This window comes from Bacillota bacterium (assembly GCA_012842395.1).
Taxonomy (GTDB): Bacteria; Bacillota; SHA-98; order UBA4971; family UBA4971; genus UBA6256.
This window is the reverse complement of record DUSX01000034.1, coordinates 184,413-198,041: the sequence shown is the minus strand read 5'-3', so window position 1 is coordinate 198,041 and position 13,629 is coordinate 184,413. Positions and strand designations below refer to the sequence as shown.

Sequence of the window (13,629 nt, the reverse complement as noted above, 5' to 3'; positions counted from 1 at the left end):
GTCTTCAAATGCGGCGGCAAGCAGGAATGTAGGGAATGGCGTCGAAGCCTACCTAGGTAGATGCGGTCAGATCATCAGACTAGCGTATCATCAGCTCTTCGCGGTCTAGATGGGGGGGCTTGCAGGTGGAAAGCAAGTATAGAGTTGCGATCACTGATTACGTGTTTCCCGACCTTGAGGAAGAGCATCGTGTGCTTTCGGAGATCGGCGCTCACATCGTCTCAGGGCAGTGTCATACCGAGGACGAAGTAATCGAGCTCTGCAAAGGAGCCGACGCTGTTCTGGTGTGCTACGCACCGGTTACGGCGAGAGTCATAGATAGCCTGGACCATTGCAAGATCATCGCACGGTACGGAATCGGTGTAAACAACGTGGACGTCCGCAGGGCCACTGAGAAGGGGATCCTCGTCACGAACGTCCCTGACTACTGCATAGATGAGGTGTCAGACCATGCGCTGGGCCTCTTGCTGGCCCTCGCCCGAAAGATCCCTCATCTTGATCGGACGGTCAAGAGCGGCTTGTTCGACTTCAAAGCATGGCGACCGATGTTTAGGCTCAGAGGCAAGGTGTTGGGGTTGATGGCTCTGGGCAAGATCGGCCAGGCTCTCACGCCGAAAGCGCAGAGTCTGGGCCTGCAGGTGATCGCGTACGACCCGTTCGTGCCTGCGGCGGTTGCGGATTCACTCGGCGTAAAGCTCGTCACCTGGGACCAGCTTCTCTCTGAATCGGACTTCATTTCGATTCACTCTCCTCTAACGCCGGAAACGCGTCACGCCTTCAGTACGGAGGCGTTTCGGAAGATGAAGCGCACCGCATATCTGATCAACACGGCACGGGGCGAGATAATCGATGAGGAAGCTCTCGCGCAAGCCCTCGAAACGGGGCAAATCGCGGGTGCAGCCCTCGATGTGCTTGCGGACGAAACCACGGTCTCCCGGAACAAACTGCTGCGCTTCGATAACATCATAATCACGCCGCATGCGGCCTTCTATTCAGAGGAGTCCACGGTCGAGCTTCAGCGAAAGGCTGCGGAGCAGGTGCTTGCAGCCTTGAAGGGAGTGCGCCCGAGATACTTGCTAAACAAGGAGGTATGGCGGAATGAGTGAGACGCCGTGGAAAAGCGACAAGTGGTTCGTGAGTCCGTGGAATTTCGAGCCCGAGGTTCGCCATGGAATGGAGTTCAAGAGGGAAATACAATTCCACGATGTATCGCTCCGTGATGGTGAGCAGCAAGCGGGCATCACGTTCAGCAAGGACGACAAGGTGCGCATAGCGGAGAAACTTGCTGAGGCTGGTATCCACCGTATCGAGGCCGGGATGCCTGCCGTGTCGAAACAGGACGAGGAGGCCATCAAGGAGATCGCACGCAGGAAACTGGGCCCCAAGATCTTCGCGTTTGCGCGCTGCATGGTCGAGGATGTGAAGCGGGCCCGCGACTGCGGCGTTGACGGCGTGGTCGTCGAGATCCCATCGAGCACTCACATTATCCAGTACGCGTACAAGTGGCCCTTGCAGAAAGCCATCGACCTATCGGTGGAGGCCACCCGGTACGCGCGCGAACAGGGCCTCTACACGGTATTCTTTCCCATCGATGGCACCCGGGCGGAGTTCCCGTGGTTCTTGAACCTCATAGAGACCGTGGCCAGGGACGGGCACATGGACGCCCTGGGCATCGTGGATACTTTCGGAGGCCTTTCCCCACACGCTGTCGGCTACCTCATCAAGAGAGTCAAGGAGAGGATAAAGAAACCTCTCGAGGTCCACTTCCACGACGACTTCGGCCTTGGCGCGGCGAACACCATCATTGCGCTTGCAGCCGGCGCCGACGTGGCACATACGACTGTCACCGCCATCGGCGAAAGGGCGGGCAATACGCCGTATGAGGACGTCGCCCTCGGGCTCAAGGTGCTCTACGGGGTGGACACGGGAATCAAGACCGAGAAGATGTATGAGCTCTCCAAGCTCGTCCGGAAACTGGCAGGGATCGAAGTCCGACCTAACAGACCGATCGTTGGGGACATGGTATTCAAGATCGAATCGGGCATCATTTCGAGTTGGTTCAAGAATTGCGGGCTTGAGAACGCCGTTGAGCTCATGCCGTTCAGATGGGACGTCGTGGGTCAGGAGCCTGCCGAGGTCGTCCTTGGTAAGAACAGTGGTGCGGACTCGATAAGGATGTGGCTCGATCGCATCGGTGTTGACGCCACCGACGAGCAAGTGAACACCATCCTGTGGCAGGTCAAGGACTTCGCCTACGAGCACAAACGACTCATGACCCAGGCGGAGTTCGAGGCGCTCGTGGCAAAGGTCGTGAAGTGAGGTCTTGCAAATGAAGGCGGCGGTGTTGAGAAACGTGCGAGATCTCTCCATAGAGGAGATCGAGGCTCCGGAGCCGAGACCAGGGCAGGTTCTGGTCCGGGTGAAGGCCACCGCGATTTGCGGGACGGATCTCGGGATATACACGGGCAAGTCCCGAGCCAACCTTCCTCTCGTTCCCGGTCACGAATCTAGCGGCACTGTCGTCGCTCTTGGGCCGGGGGCCCGGGGGCTGTCGGTTGGGGACCGGGTTGTCCTGAACCCGCTTCTGTTTTGCCTACGGTGCGCCTACTGCCTGGCCGGAAAGCCCAATCTGTGCGTTAACGGAGGGCTCATGGGCCGCGAGGCGCCGGGTACTTTCGCAGAGTTCGTGGCCGTTGAGGACTACCGGTGCCACCGTTTGCCTGAAACGGTTGGGTTTAACGACGCGACGAGCCTCGTGGTCCTCAGCACCGTGTTTGCAGGGCACAGGCAGATCACCATTAGGCCCGGTACGAGCGTCGCGGTGGTCGGGCTCGGCTCAGCAGGCATACTTCATACCCAGCTTGCCAAGGCCTCAGGTGCATACCCTGTGTTCGGCGTGTCCCGCAGCGCCTGGAAGCTCGAGCTTGCGCGTCGTCGGGGAGCTGACGTCACCATCGGCGGAGGTGATGTGGTGAAAGAAGTCCTCAGGCACACGGACGGGCTCGGCGTGGACGTTGCCATCGAGTGTGCCGGCAAAGCGGAAACCCTTCGCCAGGCCATGGAGATGACGAGGCCGGGCGGCACAGTGTTGGCTTTCGGCATCTTGCCGTCGCGCCTTGGGGACTTCGATGGTTTCGACCTCTACTACAAGGAACTGACTGTGGTTGGGACTCGTGCGATGTTGCCTGAAGACTTTGAAGCGGCCATCCGGGCCACCCAGAGAGGGCTCATAAGCCTCGACTCTATCGTGACCCACACGTTCTCGTTGGACGAGTTGAAAGCAGCTTTCGATAAGGTGGAGACCAGCCCAGGCGATGTCTTAAGGGTGGTCGTCGAGATATAGGGGTGGCGCTGCAAGTCGTCCCCCCTATTCCAGAGGACGCGGGGGCTGCCGGCTGTTGCGCGACGGCGCGCGCGGGACTTGGCCAACCAGCAAAGCGGATTTGAACGAGGCGTGCTGCAAACGTGCCGTTCCCGGAGGGCAAGGCCGGCAGCCCTGGATGGGACTTGCGCGCCGAGAGGTAGCGCAAACCTGTGGCGATCTAGATCTACTTGGGATAAAGACTCTACAGTGAGAGGAGAGGTGCGTAATGGAACTATCATTCATCAAGAGGCCTCACGAGTACTCACCTAGGCGCGTTTACAGCACGACCTCAACGGACTGGCAGGAGCGCGTCAACTTCGATCGCATGAGGCAGGACCGGCTGGCACGGGCGAAGCAGATGATGGAAAAGCACGACCTTGGTGCGCTGGTCTGCTTCGTGGGAGAGAACGTGCGGTACATCACAGGCGTCTGGCAGGGCAACTGGAAGAACAATATCTTCATCCGCTACTGCGTTCTTCCTCGGGGTGGTGAGCCGATTCTTTTCGAGACCGTGGGCTCGGACCTTGAGTGTGCGAAGATCGATGCTCCCTGGATGGAGGGGCGGATTCGTCCCGCCATCACGTGGAAATGGGCGGAGTCGGCCGAAGAGATGATGGCCGACAGGATGGCCGAGAGCGTGTACCAGGCCCTCAAGGAAAGCGGCGTCGAGAAGGAGAAAATCGGGATCGACATCATGGATATGAGGGCGTACCAGGCCCTGTCTCGTAAGGGACTCAACATCGTGAACGGTTGGCCTGCGCTTTCCGAGGCGCGTGTGGTCAAGACGCGCGACGAGATCGAGTGCCTGAAGATCTCGTCTGCGTTTGGAGACGCGGCGATGTGGAAGATCAAGTACGAGTGGCTCAAGCCCGGGGTCAAGGAGTCGTACATAACAGCCAAGGTTAACGAATTCCTCTACGAAGAGGGATTCGACTTCGTGTACGACATCATCGTGGCGTCGGGCGGGAACACCAGCCCGTACCGGCGATGGCATACCGACAAGCTGATCCGTCAGGGAGACCTTGTCATAGTGGACATCAATGCCATCGGCCCGGGTGGGTATTTCGTTGACTTCGTTCGTTGCTTCAAGGTCGACACGAAGCCGACGAAGGAGGAGAAAGACCTCTACAGAGAGTGCTACGATTCGTTGTACGCCGCGCTGGCCGAACTCAAGCCCGGCAACACCACACGCGATGTTGCGGAGAAGTTCCCCGTATACGACGATGACAAGTTCGGAAGCGTGAGCCTCCAGCAGTTCGCTCACTCGATCGGTCTGTCTCTATATGAGGGTATGTGGATCTCTCGTGCGTACTCGCTGGACTATCCGGTCGAGATCAAGCAGAACATGTGCTTCGCGATCGAGACGTTCGCCGGGCATCCTGGTCTCCCTCAAACGGTCCGTCTGGAAGAGGACGTCGTTGTTACGGACAAGGGCCCCGAGCGGCTCACCATGTTTGAACACTGGGACGAGTTCTAGGAGTAAACACGCGTTTTGTTGGAGGCGGCGGGCGCGGCACGGTCGTTACCGTCCGCCTCCAACTCCTCATGAGGGGTTCGCGCGCTGCGTCAGCAGGGCACGGCACCCAAATATGGCCCCATGAGTGTTCGCCCCCTTCTTGGCGTGCCGGGGTTGCCGGTGCTTGCACGAAAGGCGCTCGGGCCTAATTGGGCGGCCGCCCCGCGTGGCACACGCCCGGCGAATTCGAACGAGGCGCGTCGCAAGCGTGCAGTCCGCGGAGGGCAGGACCGGCAACCGCGCACGAGACTTGCGCTAAGAACCAGCGCGAATTCGCGGCGATCTACTTGGGCAAAGGAGGTTCGAAGGATGACCAAGGCGAGTCTCAGGGTGTGTTGTGTGCAGCTCAACGCATATCCGTTGGAACGCGCGGAGGAAGGACTGACCCACGCCTTGGATATGATCGATCGAGCAGCGCGTGACAACCCCGACCTTGTGGTTCTGCCTGAGTGCGTCTATCCAGCCTACTACCTTTCAAACTGGCCGTCTAGACGCCCGCACTTGAGGCCAACTGCAGAAGTGCTGGCGCTGTTCTCGGACAAGGCGAAGGAACATGGCTTCTATCTGGCGGTAGGCGTGGCTGAAGAGTCCGCGGACGGGCGCGCGTACAATGCCGGCTTCCTCTTCGACGCACAAGGCAGGCCTGCTGGAATGGCGCGAAAGCAATTCCTGTGGCATTTCGACTCCCGTTGGTTCACTCCCGGAAACGAGGGCGACACGATTGAGACGCCCTGGGGCCGCATAGGGATGTTCATTTGCGCCGATGGACGCGTCCCCGAGATTCCGCGCGCACTCGCATTGAAAGGCGCACGTCTTCTCATAGATCTCACGAATCTAGTCGCGACCGGCAAGGATGAAACGCGCTTGACCAGCCCCCAGGTGGAGTACATGTTGAAGTGCAGGGCCATCGAAAACCAGGCGTGGGTAGTCATGGCCAACAAAGTCGGGACGGAGGCCGATAGCGTCGTGTACTGCGGTCGAAGCCTCGTCGTATCGCCACAGGGTGACGTGGTTGCGCAGGGCTGCGCGCATCTGCCTGAGCTCGTGACGGCGGACATTCCATTGCCGTTCGACCGGCCCGCGCCGGTCGACGGCGTCTTCGCGCCCACGCAGGATCGGCGTCCCGAGACCTACGGTGACCTGGTGCGCCCGCTTGAAGAGCTCCAGCTGGCCCGAATCATGGGGGAGAGCGTGGTTCCTGAAGAAATGGTCCCAGTGGTTGCCACGCTGCAGCTGGATATGGGACAGGCCGCCCCCGACCTGGCCCTCAAGCTTGAACGATATCTAAGCGACCTTGCCGTGCAGGGGGTCGACATCGTCGTCCTTCCAGAACCTGCTGTGCCGAGCTGGCTTGTGGCCCATGATGAGCCGGTGGTGCGTGTCGTGGAGAAGGCCACGGCGCAACGGGGCATCGCTGTGGTTCTCACAGGGGACGAGCTGGACGGCGGCAGACGCTACAGGACGGCCTTTTTCATCGAAGGCGGGAGGGTCGTGGCGTCATATCGGAAGCTGCACCTAGACGCGAACGAAAGGGGCCGGTACACCGCCGGTCACGGAGATTACTGCGTTGTCCGCGGCAGGCGCGGCAATTTCGGGATCATGCTCGGGTACGAGGGCTTTTTACCTGAAGTAGCGAGAATCCTCACACTTCGAGGGGCCGACGTCATCGTCTGGCCATGCTGCCTGGGCACAGACCGTCACGAATTGTTTGCACGTACACGCGCCGCGGAGAACCGCGTTTTCGTAGCGGCAGCGAACGCTGTCGGTCGACACGGTGCGGGCGGGAGCTTGATCGCGAGCCCCGCAGGGGCCGTGCTGGCGCAAGCTTTCACCGACCGGGAGCAGGCTGTCTCCGCAATGCTGCCCACGGTCGATGCGCGTTGCAAGGCGATTGTCCCGGGCACGGACGCCATTCGTGGGCGCGAGCCCGGATCATATCGGTCGCTCATCGAGGAGCCTGGAGCCTGACGCTCGGCAGGAGTGCGGCGTGTAGTGCCTGCTTTGGCGGCGGAACGTGAACCGCGTGCGCCGGAGACGACATTGGGGTGGTAAGTCTTGGATTAGGTGTCCGGCAGGAGGCGACTCTCTGATGACCCATGCTGACCTGGTCATTAAAGGTGGAAAGATCGCGTTGCTCGACGGCTCGCTGGTTGACGCAGACATCGCCATCTCTGGAGAGACCATATCAGGCCTTGGGACAGGCTTTGAAGCAGACGAGACCATCGATGCCAGGGGCCTTGTGGTCTTGCCCGGTGTGGTCGACGGTCACGTGCACATGATGGACCCGGGTTACACGTCCCGAGAGGACTTCATCACCGGGACCACCGCAGCGGCCTACGGCGGCACCACAACTGTGATCGAGCATCATCGGACCAATCCCCAAGTCTTCGACTGGAAAGAGCTCGAACGCAAGCGACAGTACCTCGAGGGCAGAAGCCTGGTGGATTTCGCACTGAAGGGCGGGATCTCGCGGGACAACCTCAAAGAACTGAGGCAGATGTGGGATCACGGAATCACGGCGTTCAAGATGTTCACGTGCCATCTTCACAATGCAGATGCGATTCATGTGGGACTGCAGCAGTTTGTCTTCGCCGAAGTCGCGGCCATGAATGGAACCGTGCTGATCCATGCCGAGGACGACGCAATCGTCTCTGCCAATGAAGAGGCTCTGAAGGCTGCGGGTCGCAAGGACTACATGACCCACTACGAAGCCAGGAGCGAGCTTGCCGAGACGCTCGCCATCCAGCAGGCCTTGCTCATGGCGGAAAGGACGGGCGCTCGGGTGGTGTTCGCTCACGTGAGCACGCCGGAGAACCTGTCGATCATCAGGCAGGCCAGAGCGAGGGGCGTGAAAGCGTACGCTGAGACGTGTCCGCATTACTTCTATCTGAGCACTGAGACTCTTCGGGCCAAGGGACCGTGGGTGAAGTTCGCTCCACCCGTGAAGCCGCCGGGGACCCAGGAGCGAATGTGGGATGCCATGGCACGCGGGCTCGTGGACATCATCTCTTCGGACCATTGTCCTTTTGAAAAAGAGAACAAGGAAAAGGGCCTCGATGACATGTGGGCGGGCGCGATGGGCATTCCCGGGGTGGAGACATCCTTGAGACTCATGCTGACCGGAGTGTTCGAAGGCAAGATCCACATGGGAACACTCATCTCGTGCATGAGCACGAATCCTGCACGCCTGTACGGGCTCTATCCGAGAAAAGGCAGCCTTGCTGTGGGCTCTGACGCTGACCTCGTGCTTGTAGACATGAATGCCTCGGAGACCCTCGCAAATGAGGACGTGAAATCGAAGTGCGGATGGACTCCGTACGAGGGCACTGTTGTACATGGAATCCCGCTTACCACGATAGTCAGGGGCAAGGTCGTAGTTCGGGATCGCGAGGTCATAGGCAAACCCGGCTTCGGCCGGTTTGTGCCACGCGGCAGCAGGTGGGGCACCATTGTGTGACTCCCGGGCTGCTCTCGTTAGAGTGCACCCGTCATGGGCCCGGGTCGAAGGGTACGGGCACAGCGTAGTGGTGACGGCAATCAGAAAGCACGTACGTGCGCCACGTAATCCTTGAGCGTGACGCGGGGTGTGGGCGCCAAGATTACTGTGAAGATCTATCTTCACAGTAATTTGTTTTTTCGCATCCCATATCGCGAGGAGCGCCTTCAGGCTGCTGTTTGTTGGGCCTGGTGGTGGTCGTCGAGGCCACCCTGCGCGCGGGCAGGCGGTTGCGCGCTTGGTGTATACTCATGCATCGGAGACTGGGAGCGGACGTCAAGTTTGCAGTGGAGGTGGATTACGAGAAGGAAATGGTGGCTTGCGTTACGAATTGATATACCAAAGGACAAACCTCATTTGATTCGCCTTGACGAGAAGTGCGGCTTGGGGGGATGAGGCCGGTGGCGAGACGGCTGTATCGCTCGAAGAGCGAGTGCGTGATCGGCGGCGTTGCAGGAGGGATCGCTGAGTATTTCGACATCGATCCGACGATAGTACGGATACTCTGGGTGCTGTTTGCACTAGCCGACGGCATAGGGATCCTGGCGTACATCATTGCGTGGATCGTGATCCCAGCGAATCCGCAGGCGGAACCGAGCGAGAGGTTCGAGAAGACCGAGGGTATCCGTCAAGAAGTGATAGACAAAGCCAAAGAGGTCGAGGCGAGACTCAAAGGGGAGACGCCTCCCCCTGCCGCTGCCCCGGTGGAACGGGCGGCCGCTGAAGGAAGCCGGGCGCGCCGTGACATGAGCGGTGCAAAGGTGCTGGGCATCGCGCTCGTATGCGTGGGCGGGCTGCTGCTTGCGCGCAATTTCTGTCCGTGGTTCGACTTCGGCGCGCTGTGGCCGGTCGTGCTCATCATCGCAGGCGCGATCCTGCTCGCAACCGGGCTCGGAGGGCGAGGGAGGTAGACCACGCCGCGAGCAGCGGGTTCTCCGAGCGCAAAGCCACTGCGGAGGCGGTTACAACATGTCGGCACTCGAATTGCGCCCTGACGAGCAGCGCGTGGAACGGGAATTGGACGCCCACTGGTTCGGACCGGCGCGGGCCGAATCCTCCGGCGGCGCACCAGACTTGATCACTGCCTCCTGGGAACGTTGCCGGGCGCTCGGCGTTGATCCCGAAGGGGGCATAAGCACCGTCATACTTCCGCCGGACGAGCTCGAGAAGAGAAGGACTGCGAGTTCGCGGCTTCTCAGGGTAGCCGAGCCTCTCATGTCCAGCCTCTATGAGGTCGTTGCGGGCTCGGGCCATGTCATAGTGCTCGTGGACTCCGACGGGTACGTGCTTTCCGCAACGGGCGACCCAAGCGTGCTGGAGTCGGCGCGTGCCGTGAACTTCGTGCCCGGGGTGCGGTGGACGGAGAGGCTGGTCGGCACAACCGCCATAGGCATCGCTCTTGCGAGCGGGCGTCCCGCCCAGGTCGCTGGCGAGGAGCACTTCTGCCGGGCTCATCGTGCGTGGACGTGTTCGGCTGCGCCCATAAGAGACCCGGCGGGAGGCGTCTTGGGGGCGCTGAACGTCTCAGGGCTCGGGACGAGGCCGCACCGGCACACGCTCGGAATGGTTGTAGCCACGGCGAGAGCCATTGAAAACCAGCTCGGGGTCGAGAAAGCCCTTGCCGACCTGGCGCTTGCTTCAAAGTACCAGGCCGCGATAGTCGAGCATATTTCCGACGGTCTTCTCACGGTTGACGCTGAGGGCCGCGTCACCTACATGAACTCGGCCGGCGGTAGGATACTCGGGGTCGACCACAAGGCGGTGGTGGGGCAACACGTCAGCGATATCGTGGATTTCCGCCCGGTCATTCTCAATGTAATCAAGACCGGCGAGGGATACATAGATCGCGAGTTCGTCGTGAATAGCAAGCGCGGTGCCTTGCACTTCATAAAGTCGGCTGTCCCCATTCGCGACGAGCACGGGCGTCTCACCGGGGTTGTGGACGTGTTCCGCGAGATCCGCAGGGTGCGCCGGCTCGTCCACTACATGGTCGGAGCCTTCGCCAACTTCACGTTCGACGACATAATCGGGGACGCTCCCGCTATGCGCGAGGCCAAGCGGCTTGCGGAGACGGCGGCAAAGACCTCCTCGAACGTGCTCATCCTGGGGGAGAGCGGCACAGGTAAGGAAATGTTCGCTCAAGCCATCCACAACGCGAGCGCGGTGAAGGATGGCCCGTTCGTGGCGATCAACTGCGCGGCGATACCCCGCGAGCTTGTGGAGAGCGAGCTCTTCGGGTACGAGAAAGGCGCCTTCACGGGGGCAAGGGCATCGGGGCACCCGGGCAAGTTCGAGCTGGCCTCAGGAGGGACGATCCTCCTGGATGAGATAGGCGAGATGTCCCTCGACGTGCAAGCTAAGCTCCTTCGCGTGCTGCAGGAGCGGCGGATCACGCGGGTGGGCGGGGACGTGGTCCTGCCGGTTGACGCCCGGGTCGTGGCTGCGAGCAACAGGGATCTCGCCCACGACGTGGCGGAGGGCAACTTTAGGCAGGATCTCTACTATCGTCTAAACGTGTTCACCATCACCGTGCCCCCGCTCAGAGAGAGGAAAAGCGATATCCCCATCCTCGTCCGGCATTTCCTCGAGAAGGTCGGGCGTAAGCTGGGGAAGGAGTCTGTGAAGGTCACCCCGCAGGCAATGAACATCCTCGTGGGACACGATTGGCCCGGCAACGTGCGCGAGCTTGAGAACGTCGTTGAGAGGACGCTTGCCGTCATATCGGGCGATACATTGGACGTTGAGCATTTACCTGGTTACCTGCGGGAACGTCACGGCGCACCGCAAGGCGCGCCGGATCAAGCTTCCGCGACGGCGGCCCTGGAGGTGTGGTCGCTTGCAGAGGCCGAGCGTCGCGCCGTGGAGGCAGCTCTCGCAGCCTACGGCGGGAACGTGTCCCGCGCAGCAAAGGCCCTCGGCATCAGCAGGAACACCTTATACTGTAAAATGAGGAAGTTCGGCATTTCCACCGGCGATTTGCCGGGCGCGATCGGCGGCGAAGCCACGGGTGTCGTCATTTAGGACAGTGTGCACAATTAGGACAGTCACTGGCCTCGTGATCGCACGTGAGCTATGGTGTGGTGTCCTGATTGTGAACACCATGTGAGGAGCGGGGGTAAACCCCGCTCCTCTTTGTCATGCGTCGACTCTGAGCTACGGCCCGCGGTTTGTACTGCGGCTGTGTGTCGGAGTGGTTGGCAAGGATCTTGCAAAGACCGTCAGATGAGCCGGGATGGACCGCGCATTCCCGGCGGACGAGAGCCGCTGACGGGAGGGAGCAAGTTGCCAGACCGCGACATTCTTATCCGGGTTTATACGACGATGGTGAGGATCAGGGCATTTGAGGAAAAGGTGGAGGAGCTTTTTCTTGCTGGGAAGATTCCTGGGTTCGTCCATTTGTACATCGGTGAGGAAGCGGTTGCCTCGGGCGTATGTGCCTCGCTTGAGCGCTCGGATTACATCGTGAGCACGCACAGGGGCCACGGGCACTGCATCGCGAAAGGCGCCAGCCCGCGGCGGATGATGGCGGAGATCCTGGGCAAGAGCACCGGCTATTGCAAGGGCAAGGGCGGAAGCATGCACATCGCCGACTTCTCCGTGGGGATGCTCGGTGCCAACGGCGTCGTGGGAGGAGGGTTCAACATCGCAGTCGGCGCTGCGCTTTCCGCGAAGATGAGGCGCACCAATCAGGTCGCGGTGTGCTTCTTCGGTGACGGCGCCTCGAACCGCGGCACGTTTCATGAAGCTCTCAACATGGCGAGCGTCTTCCATCTTCCGTGTGTCTTCGTCTGCGAGCATAACCAATACGCGTCGACGACGCCGGCGACGTATTCCCTGTCCGTGCGGGACGTGGCCGACCGCGCCGTCGGCTACGGGATCCCTGGCGTCACGGTTGATGGAAACGACGTGCTCGCGGTGTACGAGGCCGCGCGCGAGGCCATAGACCGCGCGCGGCGGGGAGGCGGTCCCACGCTCTTGGAAGCGAAAACCTACCGAATCAAGGGACACTTCGTCGGGGATCCAGAGAAATACCGCGACCGCTCCGAAGTCGAGGAGTGGAAGGCGAGGTGCCCGATCCTGCGCTTTGAGGACCGGCTGAGGGCTCAGGGCGTGCTCACCGAAGGTGAGATGGAGGCCATTAGAGCCGCTGCGCGCGAGGAGATCCTCGAGGCCGTGAGCTTCGCAGAGGAGAGCCCCTACCCTGACCCCGATGATGCGTTCTCTGACTTGTATGTGTTGGACACACAAGGGGAGGGGTGCGGGAGATGAGGGAGATAACGTTTTCGCAGGCGACGCTTGAGGCCATGAGCGAGGAGATGAGGCGCGATCCTACTGTGTTCGTCCTCGGCGAGGACATAGCCCGGCAGGGCGGAATCTTCGGCCAGTTCAAGGGCCTCCCGGCTGAGTTCGGATACGAGAGGGTGCTCGACACACCGATATCGGAGACAGCGATAGTAGGAGCTGCTGTCGGCGCGGCCCTTACCGGCATGAGGCCCGTGGCCGACATGCACTTCGCGGACTTCGTGACGTGCGCCATGGACGAGATCGCGAACCAGGCGGCAAAGATCCACTACATGTTCGGCGGACAAGCCCGGCTTCCCCTCGTCGTGAGGGCACCGGACGGAGTGGTGAAATCTGCGGCGGCGCAGCACTCGCAGAGCCTGGAGTCATGGTTCGTGCATGTGCCGGGCCTCAAGATCGTTATCCCATCCACCCCATACGATGCGAAGGGGCTGCTCAAGGCCGCGATAAGGGACGACAACCCCGTGCTCTATTTCGAGCACAAGGCCCTCTTCGCCATGAAGGGCCCGGTGCCTGAAGAGGAGTACATCGTTCCGATAGGTAAGGCGGACGTCAAGAGGCCCGGAAAGGACGTAACGTGCGTCACGTATTCCATCATGGTCCACCAAGCTCTCGACGCCGCCAAGGAACTCGCGAGAGACGGGATCGAGACGGAAGTGGTCGACCTACGCACCCTCGTCCCAATGGACATCGATACCGTCATTGAGTCAGTGAAAAAGACCAAGAAGGTGGTGGTGGCTCACGAGGCTTGCCGTCGCGGCGGGGCCGGAGCGGAGATCGCTGCGACCATTGCGGAAGCGGCGTTCGATTACCTTGATGCGCCAGTTGTACGGGTTGGGACCCTCGACGTACCCATACCGTTCAGCCCGCCTCTGGAGGCGCGCGTGGTGCCTCGAAAGAAAGAGATAGTGGAAGCCGTGCGCAGGATCGCATAGTGTCGAATCGTCCGGC

At 60.8% G+C, this 13,629-nt stretch carries 11 protein-coding genes; all 11 read left to right on the top strand.

The genetic code is table 11. The features are described 5' to 3' along the window. Positions 1-125 precede the first annotated feature (125 nt). Positions 126-1,106, top strand: coding sequence for a C-terminal binding protein (locus GX515_10700; protein HHY33459.1), 981 nt, complete (start codon positions 126-128; stop codon positions 1,104-1,106). Beyond that, positions 1,099-2,319: a pyruvate carboxyltransferase gene (locus GX515_10695; protein ID HHY33458.1), complete on the top strand. Its 1,221-nt coding sequence runs from the start codon at positions 1,099-1,101 to the stop codon at positions 2,317-2,319. The genes GX515_10700 and GX515_10695 overlap by 8 nt, the downstream gene beginning before the upstream one ends. A gap of 10 nt (positions 2,320-2,329) precedes the next feature. Continuing rightward, positions 2,330-3,343, top strand: coding sequence for an alcohol dehydrogenase catalytic domain-containing protein (locus GX515_10690; protein ID HHY33457.1), 1,014 nt, complete (start codon positions 2,330-2,332; stop codon positions 3,341-3,343). 247 nt (positions 3,344-3,590) lie between these two features. Beyond that, a complete protein-coding gene (locus tag GX515_10685) occupies positions 3,591-4,841 on the top strand; it encodes an aminopeptidase P family protein (protein ID HHY33456.1) in 1,251 nt (416 codons plus the stop codon). 348 nt (positions 4,842-5,189) lie between these two features. Further along, positions 5,190-6,848: a carbon-nitrogen hydrolase family protein gene (locus GX515_10680; GenBank protein ID HHY33455.1), complete on the top strand. Its 1,659-nt coding sequence runs from the start codon at positions 5,190-5,192 to the stop codon at positions 6,846-6,848. A gap of 121 nt (positions 6,849-6,969) precedes the next feature. After that, positions 6,970-8,337, top strand: a complete 1,368-nt coding sequence (locus GX515_10675; GenBank protein HHY33454.1) for a dihydroorotase family protein — start codon at positions 6,970-6,972, stop codon at positions 8,335-8,337. Between the two features lie 218 nt (positions 8,338-8,555). Next, positions 8,556-8,711 (top strand): hypothetical protein, encoded by a 156-nt coding sequence (locus tag GX515_10670; GenBank protein HHY33453.1) that lies wholly within the window; start codon positions 8,556-8,558, stop codon positions 8,709-8,711. A 66-nt stretch (positions 8,712-8,777) separates the two neighbouring features. Then, positions 8,778-9,287, top strand: a complete 510-nt coding sequence (locus GX515_10665) for a PspC domain-containing protein (GenBank protein HHY33452.1) — start codon at positions 8,778-8,780, stop codon at positions 9,285-9,287. Positions 9,288-9,345: 58 nt separating this feature from the next. Further along, on the top strand, positions 9,346-11,397 hold the full coding sequence (locus GX515_10660) for a sigma 54-interacting transcriptional regulator (GenBank protein HHY33451.1): 2,052 nt from the start codon (positions 9,346-9,348) through the stop codon (positions 11,395-11,397). A gap of 201 nt (positions 11,398-11,598) precedes the next feature. Further along, on the top strand, positions 11,599-12,645 hold the full coding sequence (locus GX515_10655; protein HHY33450.1) for a thiamine pyrophosphate-dependent dehydrogenase E1 component subunit alpha: 1,047 nt from the start codon (positions 11,599-11,601) through the stop codon (positions 12,643-12,645). Then, entirely contained in the window at positions 12,642-13,613 is a 972-nt protein-coding gene (locus GX515_10650; protein HHY33449.1) for an alpha-ketoacid dehydrogenase subunit beta, read from the top strand. The genes GX515_10655 and GX515_10650 overlap by 4 nt, the downstream gene beginning before the upstream one ends. The last annotated feature ends 16 nt before the right edge of the window (positions 13,614-13,629 follow it).